This is a genomic window from Lysobacter sp. ISL-50, from assembly GCF_018612875.1.
In the GTDB taxonomy this organism is placed as follows: domain Bacteria; phylum Pseudomonadota; class Gammaproteobacteria; order Xanthomonadales; family Xanthomonadaceae; genus Lysobacter.
This window is the reverse complement of the sequence record NZ_JAGGRI010000033.1, coordinates 16,854-33,701: the sequence shown is the minus strand read 5'-3', so window position 1 is coordinate 33,701 and position 16,848 is coordinate 16,854. Positions and strand designations below refer to the sequence as shown.

General features: G+C 67.9%; 13 protein-coding genes. 9 read left to right on the top strand and 4 right to left on the bottom strand.

Annotation, left to right across the window (positions count from 1 at the left end; all coding sequences use genetic code 11):
• Positions 1-32: 32 nt before the first annotated feature.
• A complete protein-coding gene (locus J7J50_RS18150) occupies positions 33-1,655 on the top strand; it encodes an oligopeptide:H+ symporter (RefSeq protein ID WP_251044527.1) in 1,623 nt (540 codons plus the stop codon).
• A gap of 46 nt (positions 1,656-1,701) precedes the next feature.
• Positions 1,702-2,319, top strand: a complete 618-nt coding sequence (locus J7J50_RS18145) for a rhomboid family intramembrane serine protease (protein ID WP_215057241.1) — start codon at positions 1,702-1,704, stop codon at positions 2,317-2,319.
• Between the two features lie 101 nt (positions 2,320-2,420).
• Here J7J50_RS18145 and J7J50_RS18140 read toward each other — a convergent pair whose 3' ends face one another.
• Positions 2,421-2,612, bottom strand: a complete 192-nt coding sequence (locus tag J7J50_RS18140) for a hypothetical protein (protein ID WP_215057239.1) — start codon at positions 2,610-2,612, stop codon at positions 2,421-2,423.
• Between the two features lie 318 nt (positions 2,613-2,930).
• On the opposite strand from J7J50_RS18140, the gene J7J50_RS24880 reads away from it, so the two are divergent.
• The 5 genes from J7J50_RS24880 (at position 2,931) to cfa (ending at position 8,375) form a co-directional block, all read left to right on the top strand.
• Entirely contained in the window at positions 2,931-4,487 is a 1,557-nt protein-coding gene (locus tag J7J50_RS24880) for a histone H1-like repetitive region-containing protein (protein WP_251044526.1), read from the top strand.
• Positions 4,488-4,553: 66 nt separating this feature from the next.
• Positions 4,554-4,829 (top strand): GNAT family N-acetyltransferase, encoded by a 276-nt coding sequence (locus tag J7J50_RS18130; protein WP_057943388.1) that lies wholly within the window; start codon positions 4,554-4,556, stop codon positions 4,827-4,829.
• A gap of 363 nt (positions 4,830-5,192) precedes the next feature.
• Positions 5,193-5,906 (top strand): pseudouridine synthase, encoded by a 714-nt coding sequence (locus J7J50_RS18125; protein WP_057943387.1) that lies wholly within the window; start codon positions 5,193-5,195, stop codon positions 5,904-5,906.
• Between the two features lie 134 nt (positions 5,907-6,040).
• Positions 6,041-6,874 carry a DUF3298 and DUF4163 domain-containing protein gene (locus J7J50_RS18120; RefSeq protein ID WP_215057237.1) on the top strand — a complete coding sequence of 278 codons (834 nt, stop codon included), beginning with the start codon at positions 6,041-6,043 and terminating at the stop codon, positions 6,872-6,874.
• Positions 6,875-7,229: 355 nt separating this feature from the next.
• The gene (gene cfa, locus J7J50_RS18115; protein ID WP_215057235.1) at positions 7,230-8,375 is read left to right on the top strand and encodes a cyclopropane fatty acyl phospholipid synthase; all 1,146 of its coding nucleotides are present in this window, start codon (positions 7,230-7,232) and stop codon (positions 8,373-8,375) included.
• A gap of 193 nt (positions 8,376-8,568) precedes the next feature.
• On the opposite strand, the gene J7J50_RS18110 is transcribed toward cfa, so the two are convergent.
• Positions 8,569-10,011 carry an amino acid permease gene (locus tag J7J50_RS18110; RefSeq protein ID WP_215057233.1) on the bottom strand — a complete coding sequence of 481 codons (1,443 nt, stop codon included), beginning with the start codon at positions 10,009-10,011 and terminating at the stop codon, positions 8,569-8,571.
• A 242-nt stretch (positions 10,012-10,253) separates the two neighbouring features.
• Here J7J50_RS18110 and J7J50_RS18105 point away from each other — a divergent pair, with 242 nt between their 5' ends.
• Together J7J50_RS18105 and J7J50_RS18100 are read left to right on the top strand one after the other, a co-directional pair.
• Positions 10,254-10,562, top strand: a complete 309-nt coding sequence (locus tag J7J50_RS18105) for a hypothetical protein (protein ID WP_215057231.1) — start codon at positions 10,254-10,256, stop codon at positions 10,560-10,562.
• A 130-nt stretch (positions 10,563-10,692) separates the two neighbouring features.
• Positions 10,693-12,015 carry a glycerophosphodiester phosphodiesterase family protein gene (locus J7J50_RS18100; protein ID WP_215057230.1) on the top strand — a complete coding sequence of 441 codons (1,323 nt, stop codon included), beginning with the start codon at positions 10,693-10,695 and terminating at the stop codon, positions 12,013-12,015.
• Between the two features lie 155 nt (positions 12,016-12,170).
• Here the strand turns inward: J7J50_RS18100 and J7J50_RS18095 are convergent, their stop codons facing one another.
• Both J7J50_RS18095 and J7J50_RS18090 read right to left on the bottom strand, forming a co-directional pair.
• A complete protein-coding gene (locus J7J50_RS18095; RefSeq protein ID WP_215057229.1) occupies positions 12,171-13,010 on the bottom strand; it encodes an NAD-dependent protein deacetylase in 840 nt (279 codons plus the stop codon).
• Between the two features lie 264 nt (positions 13,011-13,274).
• A complete protein-coding gene (locus J7J50_RS18090; protein WP_215057228.1) occupies positions 13,275-16,592 on the bottom strand; it encodes a YadA-like family protein in 3,318 nt (1,105 codons plus the stop codon).
• Positions 16,593-16,848 lie beyond the last annotated feature (256 nt).

Sequence of the window (16,848 nt, the reverse complement as noted above, 5' to 3'; positions counted from 1 at the left end):
TGCGCGACCCGACCCGCACAGGACCGCCGTAGATGAGCCAAGCCGCCACCGTCCCCGCCGATTCGCAGGGCAAGATGCCCCGCCAGATCGCTTTCATCATCGGCAACGAGGCGGCCGAGCGCTTCAGCTTCTACGGCATGCGCAGCATCCTGATCTCGTTCCTGGTCGGGACGCTGCTGCTGGCCTCGACCGAGGGCCTGGCCGAGCGCGAGCACATGGCCAAGGAAGTGTTCCACAGCTTCATGATCGGCACGTACTTCTTCCCGCTGCTCGGCGGCTGGCTGGCCGACCGCTATTTCGGCAAGTACAACACCGTCATCTGGTTCTCGCTGGTGTACTGCGTGGGCCACGCCTGCCTGGCCTTGTTCGAGCACAACCAGACCGGTTTCTACACCGGCCTGTTCCTGATCGCCTTGGGCGCCGGCGGCATCAAGCCGCTGGTGGTGTCGTTCTGCGGCGACCAGTTCGACCAGAGCAACAAGCACAAGGCCAAGCTGGTGTTCGATGCGTTTTACTGGACGATCAACTTCGGCTCGCTGTTCGCCTCCCTGCTGATGCCGATCTTCCTGCGCGACTACGGCCCGGCGGTGGCGTTCGGCGTTCCCGGCGCGCTGATGTTCCTGGCCACCTTGATCTTCTGGCTGGGCCGCAATTACTACGTGATGGTGCCGCCGAGCCGGCAGGCGCCGGACCCGGATTCGTTCTTCAACGTCGCCCGCACCGCGCTGACCGCCAAGGTCGCCGGGCAGGGCAACCCCGGCGTGGCCGTGGCGGCGATCGGCGTGGCGCTCGCGGCCGGCGCGCTGGCGCTGATTCCGAGCCTGGGCTTCGTCAAGAGCGCGTGCATGGCGCTGGGCCTGCTGATCGGCTTCGGCGGTTACGGCGTGTCGCTGCAGCTCGAACGCGCGCGCGGCACGCATCCGGCCGCGGCGGTGGACGGCGCGCGCGCGGTGCTGCGGATTCTGATCGTGTTCGCCTTCGTGACCCCGTTCTGGTCGCTGTTCGACCAGAAGGCCTCGACCTGGGTGCTGCAGGGCCAGCGCATGGTGGTGCCGACCGACCTGTGGTGGTGGCCGAACTGGCTGATCTCCGGCGAGGGCGGGGCCAAGGCCGCGGCTTCGCAGATGCAGGCGATCAATCCATTGCTGGTGATGCTGCTGATCCCGTTCAACAACCTGGTCCTGTACCCGGCCTTGCGCCGGGTGGGCTTCAATCCCACGCCGCTGCGGCGGATGGGGTTCGGTATCGCGGTCACGGGGTTGTCGTGGATCGTCGCGGCGACTATTCAGTTGTATATGGACGCCGGGCACCCCATGTCGCTGGCATGGCAGATTATTCCCTACATCTTGCTGACGTTCGGCGAGATTCTGGTCTCGGCGACGGCGCTGGAGTTCGCCTACAGTCAGGCGCCGCCGTCGATGAAGGGCGTGATCATGGCGTTCTGGTACCTGACCAGCACCTTCGGCAATCTGTGGGTGATGCTGACCAACGCGGCGGTGCGCAACGACGCGGTGATCTCGCACATCGCCTCCACCGGCCTGAGCGAGAACGCGTTCCTGATGTTCTTCTTCGCCGGCTTCGCCTTCCTCGCCGCGGCCGCGTTCGGGCTGTACGCCCGCACCTATCCGATGCAAGACCACTACCGCGCGGCCTGAGCGGCCGCGCCGGACTCTCCGTGAACCTTACGAGCCAGACCCGACCATGATCACCTTCATCCTGATCGCCGTGACCGTGCTGGTGTCGTGGCAGGCGTTCGAGAAACGCCGCATCTTCGAACGCCTGGTGCTGTGGCCGCCGGGCGTGGAGCGCTTCCGCCAGTACGACCGCCTGCTGACCCACGGTTTCGTGCATGCCGACTGGATGCACCTGCTGTTCAACATGATCACGCTGTACTTCTTCGGCCGCGCGGTCGAGGGCGTGTTCGCGCAGTTGGTGGGGCAGGCGATGTTCGTGCTGTTCTACCTGTCGGCGATCGTGGTGGCGATCCTGCCGAGCTACCTGCGCCATCGCAAGGACGGCAACTACGTCAGCCTGGGAGCTTCGGGCGCGGTGTCGGCGGTGTTGTTCGCCTTCGTGCTGGTCGATCCGTGGAGCTGGATCATCGTGTTCGTGATCCCGGTGCCGGCGGTGATCTATGCCGTCGCCTACATCGGCTATTCCTACTGGATGGACAAGCGCGGCCGCGACAGCATCAACCACAACGCGCACCTGTCCGGCGCGATCTACGGCCTGCTGTTCGTGCTGTTGATGGAGCCGGGGCTGGGCCTGCGCTTCCTGCAGAAGCTGGCGAGCCCGAGCCTGCCGGGGTTCTTCGGCTGAGTTCCGGCGCGGCCCGTGCGGGGGCTTGCGGAGATAAGACGACGGCGGCCTGGGCCGCCGTCGTTCGTTGACGCGATTCGATCGGCCCGGCGTCGCGGGCCTCAGGCCGCCATCGAGCGCTCGAAGGCGTGGTCGCTCTCGCCGTAGGCGGCGGCCAGGCCGGCCTGGATCTCGGCATCGAGTTCGCGCAGTTCGGCGTCGTCGGCTTCCCCGCCGCGGGCCAGTTCGTAGAGGCGGGCGATGACGGCGCTGGTGTGGGCGTCGTCGCTGTACTGGTCGATATGCCTGGTCATCTGCAACCCCCTGCTCAGTTCATATGTGGACTTACGCACAGTTCCACGCATATTCCGTGCCAGGGTTTTCCCTAGCTTGACGAGCGAAAAAGTGACGCGAGAGGTCAACACAGGCCGATCATGATCAGTCGCGTGACGCGATGCGGCGACTCTCACTTCCGCTCACCCGCGACACGATCCGGCGATGCTCACGTTCGCTCACCCGCCATGAAGGTTGCGCGTGCTAACACGGTGATCGCGTTTACGCACAGGCTGATGTGGGTACAGGGGCAGCCGCTATCATTCGCGCATTCGGAACACTTCGACGAGGAGTTAAGTATGGCGATCAAGAAAGTCGGCAAGTCCGCGGGTAAATCCGCGAAGCCCGCGGCCAAGCGCGCGGCGAAGAAAACCGCCGCGGCCAAGTCCGCCGGCAAGGCCGCGGCGAAGAAGGTCGCGAGCAAGCCGGCCAAGCCCGCGGCAAGCAAGAAAACCGCTGTAAAAAAGGCGGTAACCAAGAAAACGGCAGGTGCCCGGAAAGCCGCGGCGAGCAAGCCGGCGGTGAAGAAGGCGGCTGCGAAGAAGGTCGCGAGCAAGAAGCCGGTGGCCAAGAAGGCGTCCAGCAAGAAAGTCGCAGGCAAGAAAGTGGTAGGCAAGAAAGTGGTAGGCAAGAAGCCGGTGGCGAAGAAGGCCGCGGCGAAGAAGGCGAGCAAGCCGATCGCGAAGAAGAGCGCGGCGAAGAAGAGCGCGAGCAAGCAGGCCGTCGTCAAGAAGACCGCGAGCGGCAAAGTCGCGGCCAAGAAAGTCGCGGCGCGCAAGCCCGCCGCCAAGCGCGTCGCGCCCAAGCCGGCCGCGCGCAAGCCGGTGCTGAAGCAGGCGGCCAAGCCGGTCGCGAACAAGCGTGCCGCGGTCAAGCCGGTCGCGGCCAAGCCGGCGCCGGGCAAGTCCGTAATGACCAAGAGCGCGGCCAAGCCGGCCGTGGTGAAGAAATCCGTCGCACCGCAGCCCAAGGCGCTGGCGCCCAAGCCGACCGCCAAGCCGACGGTGGCGAAGCAGACTGCTGCGCCGGCGGCGAAGAAGACGGTGAGCAAGCCCGCCGTGCAGCCGGTGGCGCCCAAGTCGGCTGCATCGGCCGCACCGAAGCAAGTCGCGCCGAAGCCCGCGAAGCCGACCCCGGCCACGCAGCCCGCGGCGTCGGAACCGGCCAAGGCCAAGCCCGTGTCCAAGCGCGCTCAGCCGACGCCGTCGGCCAGCGCCGCGGTCGCGGCGACGCCGGCTCCGGTTGATCTGTTCCAGGATCAGGTCGCGGCCGCGCCGAGCAAGCCCAAGGCGCAACGCAAGCCCAAGCCCAAGGCGGAAGCGCCGTCGGCGGTGCCGGCCGGCTCGCTGGCGGCCGCGGCGGTGGCGTCGGAGTCGGCCGCGCCCGCGCTGTTGCCGCAATCGCATGAGTCCAAGCCGCAGGCCGCGGCCGCCAGCGTCGCCGCTCAAGGCGCGGCGCAGACCGCGGTCGAGGCCGAAGGCGACGCATCCCAGGCTCGCAAGGCCGACGTTGCGCCGCAGCGCGAAGACGAAGCGGCGGCCACCGCATCGGCCGAGGACAGCGACGACGACGGTTCCGACGACGAAGGCAGCGGCGGCGGTTCCCACATCACCGCTGAACAGGCGCTGGAAAACACCCGTCGCTTGCTGGAAGCCAAGCACGAACAGGCGCGTGGGGCGCAGCCGTGGCAGCAGCTCGACTCGCACCACGGCCAGGTGCCGCAGTCCGGCCCGCAGTCGGAGAGCGCGGCGCAGAAGGCCGGCGAACTGCATGCGGCCGAGAGCCGGATGGACGCGATCCAGGGTTCCAACAGCACCCAGGACCGGCACAACCAGGGCAAGCGCGACAACCGCTGAGCGCGCAGGCCGGAGTCGCCACCTCGCGGCGATTCCGGTGTCGCCCCTATCGCACAGGACTGTTCAATGGCCGTTTCCGTACAACACGAACCGCAGTCGCAGCGCTTCACCGTCGAGGTCGATGGCGTCCAGGCGTTGCTCGAATATCAGATGCGCGGCGATCAGCTCGTCATCACCCACACCGGCGTGCCCGAGGCGATCGGCGGTCGCGGCATCGCCAGCGATCTGGTCAAGGCGGCGTTCGAATACGCGCGCGGCGCGGGCTACAAGGTCCGCCCGGCCTGCTCATACGCGGCGGCCTGGGCCGAGCGGCATGCGGAATATTCGCAGTTGCTGGCTTGAAGGCTGGCGTTAACCGTTGCCCCCTTTGAAAAAGGGGGCGGCGCCCGGCGCAAGCTTGGATGCAGACGAATCGGTAGCGCGGGGGATTTGCTTTTCGTGGGTAGAAGCAAAAGCAAATCCCCCCTGCCCCCCCTTTTTCAAAGGGGGGGATGCTTCGGGTGAGGGCGGGGAGGCCGGGGAGGGGCACCCGGCCCATCGATCCTTCAGTCGGCCGCGCTTTGCCGACGCCCCCCCGCCGGATGAATCGATCCGCGCAAAAACCACCCCCCCCCCAACGCTCCCGCGCTCGCCAATCCGCGGCGTCTGTGCCAGCCTACGCGCCCCCCGACATCCCGCCGGCCGGTTTTCCGGCATGCTTCCGCCATGCGCCTGAACAAACACATCAGCGATACCGGTTTCTGCTCCCGCCGCGAGGCCGACGGCTTGATCGCCGAAGGACGGGTCACCGTCAACGGCATCCGCGGCCGCGTCGGCAGCGAGGTGGGCGAGGGCGACGAGGTCCGCATCGACGGCGAGATCGTGCGCGCGCGCGTGGCGGTCAAGGGCAAGCGCCAGCACGTCTACATCGTCCTCAACAAGCCGGTCGGCGTGGTCTGCACCACCGAGTCCACGGTCAAGGACAACATCGTCGATTTCGTCGGCCACGACCGCCGCATATTCCCGATCGGCCGCCTGGACAAGGATTCCGAAGGCCTGATCCTGATGACCAGCAACGGCGACATCGTCAACGAGATCCTGCGCGCCGAGAACAAGCTGGAAAAGGAATACCTGGTCGCGGTGAACCACGAGGTCACGAACGAATTCCTGCGCGGCATGAGCCGCGGCGTGCCGATCCACGGCCAGACCACGCTGCCGTGCAAGACCGGCAAGCTCGGCCGCTTCGGCTTCCGCATCGTGCTGGTGCAGGGCCTGAACCGGCAGATCCGCCTGATGGCCGCGCACTTCGGCTTCCGGGTCAAGCAACTGCTGCGCTCGCGCATCGGCAACGTCAAGCTCGGCCACCTCAAGCCCGGCCAGTGGCGCAATCTCACCGACGCCGAACTGCAGGGTCTGCTGCCGCATCGCAGCGAGTGGTGAACAGATCCAAAACCCGCGGCTGAGCGGCCGCGACCGCATGGCCCAGCGGTCCGCGATCTAGATGTGGACGTCACGCATTGCGCGATAATGTCGCGCGAAACATCCAATGGACGTCCGACTAAAAGGATTGCTGCATGAAGCGCGTCACCGCCGTCTGTCTGCTTGCCCTGGCCCTGGCGGCCTGCAAGAAGGAAGCCACGCCGCCGCCGGCCACGACCGCGCCGGCCGTCACGCCCGGAACCGCTCTGCCGGCGCCGGTCGCGACCGACGCCGGACCGGTCGAGCTCAAGGAAGTGGTCGAAACCACGCCCAACTACGTGGTCGGCATCACCTACAACACCAAGGCCGCCCAGTACCCGGGGCTGGCGCGCGAGCTCAAGCGCTACGCCGATAACGCGCGCAGCGAACTCATCGAGGCCGCCAACGGGCGCACCGCCAAGGAAAACCCCTCGCCGTACGAGCTGTCGCTGACCTTCGACGACGTCGTCGATGCGCCCGACATGGCGGCGGTATCCGCCGACGGCAGCAGCTACACCGGCGGCGCCCACGCCGCGCCGCTGATCGCGCGCTTCGTCTGGCTGCCCAAGCAGAACAAGCTGCTCAAGGCCGAGGAACTGATCCCGGACAAGACCGGCTGGGACGCGGTCTCGCGTTATGTGCGCGAGCAACTGCACTCGGCCCTGTCGCAGCGCATCGACGCCGACGATCTGGCCCCGGCCGTGCGCGCCGAGCAGATCGAGACCGGCGGCCGCATGATCGACGACGGCACCGCCGCCGATCCGGCCAACTTCGCCATGTTCGAACCGATGCGTTCGGCCGACGGCAAGCTCAGCGGCCTGAAGTTCGTGTTCGCCCCCTACGAAGTCGGCCCGTATTCGGACGGCACGCAGATGGTCGAGGTGCCGGCCGCGGTATTGCTGCCGCATCTGGCGCCGGCGTATCGGCCGCTGTTCGTCGGCGGGGCCTGAGTTCCGCCTTCATGAGCATTCCCTTCTGCCGCTTGCGGGAGAAGGTGTCCGTAGGGCCTGCCCCCGCGAAGGCGGGGGCGGATGAGGGCCGCCACGTTCGACGTTGCCGGCTATGACGCGGAGCGGAGAGAAGCCAGAAACGCAACTCAGCGTTCGCCGAAAACCACACGATTCGGCATATCGCCCCAAGCCGCATTTGTTATCGTGCGGCCATGCGCAAACACCGCGCAGCGCGGCGCCGCAGCACCGGACGCCGCGACAGGAACGTCGTCTCAGGACGAGCGCGCAACGCTTCACATCGGCGCAGCGCAAGCCGTAACGCACCGCACTTCACCGACCCCCGATCGAGGCCGTCATGCCCCTGGCGCCGCTACGTAAACGAGTCGAAGGTCTGCTGGCGCTGGCCGATGTGCGCATCGGCGGCGACCGGCCCTGGGACATCCAGGTCGAAGACGACGAATTCTATGTGCGCGTGGCCGCGCAGGGCTCGCTCGGGCTCGGCGAAACCTACATGGACGGGATCTGGCATGCGCCGGCGCTGGACGAACTGCTGCTGCGGCTGCTGCGCGCGCACGTGGACGAGCAGGTGCACGGCTGGGCGGCGATCCTCGACGGCCTGCGCGCGCACCTGATCAACCTGCAGAGCCACCGCCGCAGCTTCACCGTCGGCGAGCGCCACTACGACCTGGGCAACGATCTGTACCGGGCCATGCTCGGCAAGCGCCTGGTCTACAGCTGCGGCTACTGGCGCGACCGGCAGGGCCAGCCCCTGCGCGATCTGGATTCGGCCCAGGAGGCCAAGCTCGATCTGGTCTGCCGCAAGCTGGGCCTCAAGCCGGGCATGCGCGTGCTGGACATCGGCAGCGGCTGGGGCGAGGCGCTGAAATTCGCCGCCGAGCGTTACGGCATCGTCGGCGTCGGCATCACCGTGTCGCACGAGCAGGCCGAGTTCGCCCGCGATCTGTGCAAGGGCCTGCCGATCGAATTCCGCCTGCAGGATTACCGCGACCTCGACCAGCGCTTCGACCGCATCTTCTCGCTGGGCATGTTCGAGCATGTCGGGGTCAAGAACTACGACAGCTACTTCGATGTCGCCTTGCGCTGCCTGGACCGCGACAGCGCCGACGGCGGCCTGTTCCTGCTGCACACCATCGGCGGCAACCGCTCGGTGACCCATACCGATCCGTGGATCGCCAAGTACATCTTCCCCAATTCGATGCTGCCCTCGGCGCGGCAGATCGCCGAGCACGTCGAAGGCCGGTTCGTGATCGAGGACTGGCATAATTTCAGCGCCGACTACGACCTGACCCTGCAGGCCTGGCGCGACAACGTCGAGCGCGCCTGGGAGCAACTGGACGCGCGCTACGACGAGCGCTTCCGGCGCATGTGGCGGTTCTATCTGGCCGCCTCGATGGCGACCTTCCGCAGCCGGCATGCGCAGCTGTGGCAGTTGGTGCTGTCGCCGGACGGCGTGCCGGGGGGGTACGTCGCACCGCGGTAGGGTGCGATCTTCGCGAGCAGCAGCACCCTGAAACCGTCATTCCCGCGAAGGCGGGAATCCAGTGTCTTTGCGCGAACTGGCACGAAAGTCGCTGGATTCCCGCGTTCGCGGGAATGACGAGTCAAACAAAACGAGCGGGTGACGTACTAAAACAGGAAGGCCGAGCCACAGAAACAGCAGCCCGGCCGTCGCCTCAGCCCTGCCGCTCCAGCGCCAGCTTCGAATGCCGGATGCCATAGGCGAAATACACCAGCAACCCCAGCGACACCCAGATCAAGAAGATCAGCCAGGTGATCGCCGCCAGTTCCGACAGCAGCCAGATCGAGAAGCCGATGCCGATGATCGGGATTACCGGCACCAGCGGCGTACGGAACGATCGTTGCAGGTCCGGCTTGCGCACGCGCAGCACCCACACCGACGCGCAGATGATGATGAAGGCCGAAAGCACGCCGATGTTGACCAGCTTGGCGACCTCGCCGATCGGCAGGAAGCCGGCGACCAGCGCGGTGAACACGCCCAGCACGATGGTCGGACGATGCGGGGTGCCGTACTTGGGATGGATCTTGGCGAACCAGCCCGGCAGCAGGCCGTCGCGCGACAGCGAGAACCAGATCCGCGCCGCGCCCAGCATGAAGGCGAACAACACGCTGGCGATGCCGATCACCGCCGAGAACGCGATCGCCTTCGCCACCCACGGCAGTCCCAGCGCGGCGAAGGCGTCCGACACCGGCGCGTCGCCGTCGAGCGTGGAGTAGTGGGCGATGCCGGTCAGCACCAGCGACACCGCCAGGTACAGCGCCATCGACACGCCCAGCGACAGCAGCACCGCGCGCGGCAGATCGCGCTGCGGATTCTTGGATTCCTCCGCCGCCGTGGTCAGGGTGTCGTAGCCGAACACCGCGAAGAACACCACCGCCGCGGCGGTGCCGACGCCGGCGAAGCCGAAGTGGCCGACGCCGTTGGCATCGACCACGCGCTCGGGAATGAACGGAACCCAGTTGGCGGTGTCGATGTAGAACACGCCCACGCCGATCACCAGCAACACGGCGACGATCTTGATCGCCACCACCAGCGTGTTGAAGCGCGCGCCCCATTCGGTGCGGAACACCAGCAGCGCCGACACCGCCAGGGTGACGCCGGCGGCGATCACGTTGAACACGCGGCCTTCGCCGGTGCCGATCGCGCCTTGCGCCCACACCGGAAGATGGATGCCCATGCCTTCGAGCAGGACCTGCACGTAGCCGGACCAGCCGATCGCCACCACCGCGACGATCAAGGCGTACTCCAGCAGCAGGTCCCAGCCGATCAGCCACGCCGCCAGTTCGCCCAGGGTCGCGTAGCTGTAGGTGTAGGCGCTGCCGGTGACCGGGATCATCCCGGCGAACTCGGCGTAGCACAGCGCCGCCGCGGCGCTGGCGATGCCGGCGATGAGAAAGGCCAGGGCGACCGCCGGGCCGGCGTTCTCCGCGGCCTGATGGCCGGCGAGCACGAACACGCCGACGCCGATGATGCCGCCGATACCGATCGCGGTGAGCTGCCATAACCCCAGCACGCGCCGGAAGTCCGAGCGTTTGCCCGCTTCGGCTTGCAGCTGTTCCACCGACTTGTGCCGCAGGATCTTGGCAACCAGGCTCATCGAGCGCTCCTTCCGAATGACCGCCGCATCATAGCGGCTGCGCGGGCGCGCGGCGGACGGTGGCGCATGGAGGCGCCGCATCGGCTTCGGCGGGCCGGGCGCTTCACGCAGCCCGGCCGGCGGACGTTGTGCTGGATGCGAGGCCGGCCGCGGCGATCGTGCCCACGCACGGCGCGGCGCGGCCTCGCGCCGGGCGCCGCCGGCGCGCCGGCCATCGAATGCGGATACCCGCAGGAGGCTCTATGCCGTACCAGTTCGTCAACGACGTCAATCCCAAGAAGATCGCCAAGCTCGCCAACCCTGTGCAGGCGGAAGCGGTGATCGAGGAGATTTCCACGCTGGCCGGGGAGACCGAGCCGGTGACCGGCGATCAGGTCAATCAGTGGCTGGGGGTGCTCGCAGGCGACGACATCCTCGCGCAGAAGGTCAAGGGCAGCGTCAATACGATCGAGGTGTATCCGGGCGGCAAAGGCAGTCCGGACCGCATCTTCATCACCGCCGGCGGCGGAACGGTCACCGTGGTCGCGGTCGGCGAAGCCAGTCACAAGTGATCGACGCGGGCGACGACCCGGTCGCGGGTCGTCGCCCGCTCCCGCCTGCCTGTCATGCGGTCGCGGCAGACTGAAGCGGCGGCGCCTGGCCGCCGCTCTCTGGCCCTGTACGACAAGGTAGGATCCCGCAATGCCGCACTTTCATCTCCTGACCCGGCCGAGCCTGCGCCGGTCGCTGGCCGCGCTGGCGCTGTGCGCCGCGAGCGCCGCCCACGCTTCCGCTCCCACGCCCGCGAAGACGCCGATGACCGACCGAGCCACCGTCCTGGGCCAGCAGGGCCTGATCGTGATCGCCCATCGCGGCGCCAGCGGCTATCGCCCCGAGCACACGCTCGAGGCCTACCGCCTGGCGATCCGGCAGGGCGCCGACTTCATCGAGCCCGACCTCGTCGCGACCCGCGACGGCGAACTGGTGGTGCGCCACGAAAACGAGATCTCCGGCACCACCGATGTCGCCGACCATCCCGAGTTCGCCGATCGCAAGACCAGCAAGACCATCGACGGCGAGAAACTCACCGGCTGGTTCACGGAGGATTTCACCCTCGCCGAACTCAAGACGCTGCGGGCGAAGGAGCGCATCGCGCAGATCCGCCCGGGCAACACCCGCTTCGACGGGCAGTTCCCGATCGCCACGTTCAAGGAAGTGATCGCGCTGGCCAGGCAGGAGAGCCGCGACGGCCGCGTCATCGGCATCTACCCGGAGACCAAGCACCCGACCTGGTTCGCCCGCGAAGGCACGCACCTGGACGGATCGCCGATCCACCTCTCGCTCGGCGACAAGCTGGTCGCCACGCTGGTGGCGGAAGGCTTCACCGATCCGGGGCGGGTGTATATCCAGAGTTTCGAAGTCGCCAATCTGATCGAACTCAAGCAGCGCATCCTGCCCAAGGCCGGCATCGACCTGCCGCTGGTGCAGTTGTACGGCGATTTCGAACGCGACCGGCCTTACGATTTCGTCTACAACGCCGGCCATAAGGCCGATCTGGACGCGATCTACGGCGGACTGATCGCGGCGATTCCCGGCGGTATCGACGCCAGGACCTCGTTCGCGGCGCTGACCGAAACCGCGGCCTTGACCTGGATGAAGGCGAATTACGTCTCCGGCCTGGGGCCGTCCAAGAGCAGCGTGATTCTGCGCGCGCCGTTGCCGGCCAAGCGCGATGCCGACGCCGACGGCCGTGCGCTGTTGAGCACGCGCAATACCGGTTTCATCCATCCGCTGCTGGGCCGCGCGTTGGCGCTGGGGTTGCAGGTGCATCCGTACACGCTGCGCGCCGAAGAGCCGTTCCTGACCCAGACCGCCAACGGCGTCGATCAGAGCGCGCTCGGCGAAGCGCTGCAGTGGTATTCGCTGGGAGTGCAGGGTTTCTTCATCGACCAGCCGGACATCGGCGTGGCGGCGCGCAAGCTGTTCCTGGAGCAGAGCCGGATCGCGCCGGTCAAGGGGCCTTGAGGTCGGGGTTCGGTGCGAGCTGAGCGAAAAGCATCGGGCCTGAAAGGCCCTCCCACAAAAGACCTCGGCGCTTCGCGAGCGCCGTGACCGATGGGATTGTTGTGGGAGGGCCCTTCAGGCCCGATGCTTTTCGCTCAGCCCCCGCGTTCTATCTATCAAGCCAACACCGCCTGCAACGTAGCCCCACAATCCGCCTGCAACTTCAACGTCGCGATCTCATCCGCCCGAGTCACCCCGCGATTGAGCAACGCCAACGGCAACCCCGCCGCGCGCGCCGCGCGGGCGAAGCGGAACCCGGAATAGACCATCAGCGACGAGCCGACCACCAGCATCGCGTCGGCTTCGGCCAGGGATTGCTGCGCCGCCGCCACCCGCGCGCGCGGAACGTTCTCGCCGAAGAACACCACATCGGGCTTGACCATGCCGCCGCATTGCGCGCACACCGGCGCGTGGAAGCGGTCGAAGTCCAGCCCCTGCAGATCGGCGTCGCCGTCGGGCAGGGCGGCCGCGTCCAGGCCGACCCAATCCGGATTGCGTTGCGCCAGTTCCTGCTGCAAGGCTTCGCGCGCTTGCCGCGCGCCGCAGTCCAGGCAGATCACTTCGTCCAGGCAGCCGTGCAGATCGACCACGTCGAGGCTGCCGGCGCGCGCGTGCAGGCCATCGACGTTCTGCGTCACCAGCGCATGATCGGGTTCGCGCTGTTGCCAGCGCGCCAGCGCGTCGTGTCCGGCATTGGGCCGCGCGCCGGAAAACGACGGCCAGCCGACGAAGCTGCGCGCCCAGTAGCGCGAACGCGCGCTCGCGTCGCCGACGAAGGCGCGCAGGTCGATCGGCGGCTTGCGCTGCCAGGCGCCGCTTTCGTCGCGGTAATGCGGAATGCCCGAGTCGGTGCTGATGCCGGCGCCGGTCAGCACGAACACCCGCCGGTGCGGGCGCAGCCAGTCGTAGAGCGCTTGCGCGGCGGTGTGGGTGTCGTGGGCGATGGAGGAATTCATGCGGGCGGCGATGGCTGGCGTCGATTCACGGCTCTGAGATGGCGGCGAGGGAGCGGCGATCCAAGGGCCGGTCCGGAACGCGCGGTTGCGGGCCCGACACCGTCGATCCACGTCCGGGCCTGTCGAGGCAAACGGCGCAGGCGCGGCATCGCGCCGCGTCCGCGCCGGCAAACAAGAAGGCCGCCCGGATCGCTCCGGGCGGCCTGGCGGCCTGCGAGCCGAGGCTCGTGGGCCGCCGGGGGGAGATCCCTGTGGCCAGAGCGATTACCAGACGATGCCCGCGCCGACCGTGACGCCGACATCGCCCCTGGAGTTGCTGTTGCCCGACAGCTTGTAGACGTAGCGGCCGTCCTCGGTGATGGTCGAGACGCCGATCGCGAAACCGGTCTCGCCGCGGAAGCTGCTCGCCGCGATCGCCGCCATGCTCTTGCCCGGCATGTACGACTGCGGCAGGCCCGCGACCGCCATCGCCGAGGCGACGCCGGCGCTGGCCTTGTCGTCGAGCTGGCCGATCTCGCGGCGCAGGCTGTTGCCCCAGTTGTCGGTGTAGGTGTTGGACACGGTGATCGCGCGGTTCACGCCTTCGTTGAGCTGCTGCACGTTGACCGCGTCGGTGTTGGACACGCCGGCGCGGACGTTGCGGATGGTGACCGCCGCGCCGCCGTTGTTGAGGGTGATCTGAGTGTTGTTGACGCTGCCATTGACGTTGGTGTCGTAACGCACGGTGCCGTTCTGCGAGGCCTTGAGCTGGGCGACATTGACCGCGTCGTTGTCCTGGCTGCCGGCCGCGACGTTGACGACCTGGCGCTGTTGCCCCGCGTTGCCGACCGAGACCGTGTTGGCGCGATCGGCCACCGCGCCCTGGCCCAGCGCGACCGCTCCGGCCGCGCTGACGCTGGCGCCTTCGCCGACCGCGACGGCGTTGGTGGCGCCGGCCGCGATGGTGGTGTTGGCGCCGACCGCGGTGCTGCCGTCGGCGTTGACGCGGGCGTTGCCGCCGATCGCGGTGTCGTTGGCGCCGGCCGCGTAACTGTCGCCGCCGATCGCGGTAGCGTGATCGCCGCCCGCGCTGGAACTGGCGCCGACCGCGACGCCGCGCGAGCCGGCCGCGACCGAGGCGTTGCCGGTGCCGTCGATAGCGATGCGCGGATCGGATGTGGTCGCCGGCGGCAGGTTGTCGATGCGGTTGTTGATGTTGGTCAGGCTGGCATCGACGGCGGCGAAGGCGGCGCCCACGTTCTGGTAGCCGCTGCCTTGCACGGTGAAGGTCGGCGCCCCGAAGACGCCGCTGTTGAACAGCGCGCCGCCGCCGAAGATCGACGCCAGGTCGCTGCCCATGGTGTGCAACTGCCCGCCGTTGACCGCTTCCAGGCTGCCGGCGCCGATCTGGCCGTTGGCGAGGTTGCCGAGCACGGTGCCGGTGCCGGCTGGGCCGCGCAGGGTGATGTTGCCGTAATCGGGATTGCCGGCGCCGTCGTCGTCGTACTGCACGGCGAAGGCGTTGGCGCCGTTGATGTTGCCGTCCAGCGCGGTCAGCGCCGAGCCGACATCGTTGTAGGTGTTGCCGCCGATCAGATAATTCGGCGCGGTGAAGGTGCCGCCGGCGTTGAACACCGAGCCGCCGCCGAACAGATTCGCGATCGAGGTGCCCAGGCCGAAGATCTGTCCGCCGTTGACGCCCTGCAGGCTGCCGGCGGCGATCTGGCCGGCGGCGAGGTTGTCGAGCACGGTGCCGGTGCCGGCCGGTCCGCGCAGGGTGATGTTGCCGTAGTCGGGATTGCCGGCGCCGTCGTCGTCGTATTGCACGGCGAAGGCGTTGCCGGTGCTCTGGCCGCTGTCGAGCGCGGCCAGCGCGGCGCCGACGTTGTTGTAGCCGGTGCCGCCGATGACGTAGTTGGGCGCGGTGAAGGTCCCGCCGGTATTGAACGCGGCGCCGCCGCCGAACACCGCCGCGGTGGCGCCGCCGATGGCGAAGATCTGTCCGCCGTTGACCGCTTCCAGGCTGCCCCCGGCGATCTGGCCCGCGGCCAGGTTGCCGATCAGCGTGCCGGTGCCGGCCGGGCCGCGCAGGGTGATCGCGCCGTAGTCCGGATTGCCGGCGCCGTCGTCGTTGTACTGCACCGCGAAGGCGTCCGCGTTGGCCAGGCCGGTGTCGATCGCGGCCAGGGCCGAACCGACGTTGTTGTAGCCGTTGCCTTCGATGACGTAGTTCGGCGCGGCGATCGTTCCGTCCACCGCCACCGTGGCGCCGCCGCCGAGATGTTGCGCGTTGGACTGGCTGATCGCGGACACCTGGCTGCCGTTCACCGCCTGGGTGCTGCCGGCGGCGATCAGGCCGGCGCGCAGGTTCGACACGGTGGTGCCGCCCGGGCCTTGCAGGGTGACGTTGGCGAAATCCGGAGTGCCGCCCAGGTCGTCGTACTTGACCGAGAACGGGTCGGACGCCGCGGTGGACAGCGCGCCCTGCAACTGGGCGAGGTTGACCGCGTCGGTGCCGCTGCTGCCGGCGGCGACGTTGGTGAGCTTGCGGGTCGCGCCGGCCGAGCCGATCGAAACTTCGCCCGATGAGGTCTGCGGCGCGATCAGGCCGAAGGCGGCGTAAGCGGCCTGCGCGCCGACCGCGGTGGAGGAACCGGCGCCGAGGGCGACGCTGTTGGCGTGAGTGGAAGTCGCGCCGAAGCCGAGGATGGTCTGGCGATTGGCGTTGCCGAAGCTGTTGTCGCCGATCACCACCGAATTGCCCAGGCGCGCGGCGTAGTTGGTGTCGGGACCGCCGGTGAAGCCGGCCGCGGCGGCGGTGATGGTGGGCAACTGGTGGCGCGCGTTGGTGCCCATCACGATGGTGTTGGAGCCGTTGGCGTAGCTGCCGTCGCCGATGATGGTCTGGTTGTTCTGCGCCGCGTTGGTCTGCCAGGTGCAGGCCAGGCCGATGATCACGCACGAAGCGCTGTTGTTGTTGCCGGTGTAGTTGCTGTCCTGGAACTGGATGTAGCTGTCGGACTGCACCGCGCCGATCAGGGTCAAGTGGTTGGCCGGCTGGTTGCCGTCCAGATCGAGCACGTTCGGCGCCTGCACCAGATTGAGGATCAGCGACAGGTACGAGTAATTGAAGTTGGCGCGGTCGATGGTCAGGCAGCCCGAACCGAGCAGGCCGCAGGCCTGGTAATCGTTGCCCAGCAGCCAGTTGCTCAGGTAGGCGCTGATGCCGGGCAGGGTGTTGTTCAAGGCGGGCGGCGGTTCGATCACGCTCATCGGCGAGACCATGCCGCCGTCGAAGGCGCTGGCCGAGCTCCAGGTGTCGCGATTGGGAATGCCGTCGAACACCAGCGGCAGCAGCGGCGCTTCGCTGTCGAGCGCCTGATCGCTGGTGGCGGATTCTTCGCCGCTGTCGGCGACAGGCTGGGATTCAACGCTTTCGAGATCCGGCGAGACGCCGGCGGCGAGTTCGGCCGCGGTCGCGGGCAGGGCGGTCATGCCGATGGCTATGCACCAGCTCAACACCGATGCGCGCAGGAGCTTCGCGCGTGCGGACGTGGAAGAGGTGGACGTGTGCTTGCGTTGGTTCGTGTCGAGCCTGGTCATGACAGCCTCCGTCTGCGTGTGCGGTAGGCCGATAGGCATTCGATGGGATTGAGCGCATGCGAAAGCGGTTGCAACCGATCCGGAGCGATGCGGCCCCGATGATGTCCCCCGTCCCCCGACGCCTTGGCTGCCGCGTTCGCTGGCACGATCAGCCCTCGGCGATCGCAGGCTAGGCGCGTGAATCACGCAACACACTCACCGCCGCTCACGCTAATTGCAGCGCGCGCGAGCGAAAAAAACGGCGGCCGGTGAGGCC

Bases quoted from the DNA above. Each gene is read 5' to 3' on its own strand.
- J7J50_RS18150 (WP_251044527.1), top strand. From the start codon at position 33: ATGAGCCAAGCCGCCACCGTCCCCGCCGATTCGCAGGGCAAGATGCCC.
- J7J50_RS18145 (WP_215057241.1), top strand. From the start codon at position 1,702: ATGATCACCTTCATCCTGATCGCCGTGACCGTGCTGGTGTCGTGGCAG.
- J7J50_RS18140 (WP_215057239.1), bottom strand. From the start codon at position 2,612: ATGACCAGGCATATCGACCAGTACAGCGACGACGCCCACACCAGCGCC.
- J7J50_RS24880 (WP_251044526.1), top strand. From the start codon at position 2,931: ATGGCGATCAAGAAAGTCGGCAAGTCCGCGGGTAAATCCGCGAAGCCC.
- J7J50_RS18130 (WP_057943388.1), top strand. From the start codon at position 4,554: ATGGCCGTTTCCGTACAACACGAACCGCAGTCGCAGCGCTTCACCGTC.
- J7J50_RS18125 (WP_057943387.1), top strand. From the start codon at position 5,193: ATGCGCCTGAACAAACACATCAGCGATACCGGTTTCTGCTCCCGCCGC.
- J7J50_RS18120 (WP_215057237.1), top strand. From the start codon at position 6,041: ATGAAGCGCGTCACCGCCGTCTGTCTGCTTGCCCTGGCCCTGGCGGCC.
- cfa (WP_215057235.1), top strand. From the start codon at position 7,230: ATGCCCCTGGCGCCGCTACGTAAACGAGTCGAAGGTCTGCTGGCGCTG.
- J7J50_RS18110 (WP_215057233.1), bottom strand. From the start codon at position 10,011: ATGAGCCTGGTTGCCAAGATCCTGCGGCACAAGTCGGTGGAACAGCTG.
- J7J50_RS18105 (WP_215057231.1), top strand. From the start codon at position 10,254: ATGCCGTACCAGTTCGTCAACGACGTCAATCCCAAGAAGATCGCCAAG.
- J7J50_RS18100 (WP_215057230.1), top strand. From the start codon at position 10,693: ATGCCGCACTTTCATCTCCTGACCCGGCCGAGCCTGCGCCGGTCGCTG.
- J7J50_RS18095 (WP_215057229.1), bottom strand. From the start codon at position 13,010: ATGAATTCCTCCATCGCCCACGACACCCACACCGCCGCGCAAGCGCTC.
- J7J50_RS18090 (WP_215057228.1), bottom strand. From the start codon at position 16,592: ATGACCAGGCTCGACACGAACCAACGCAAGCACACGTCCACCTCTTCC.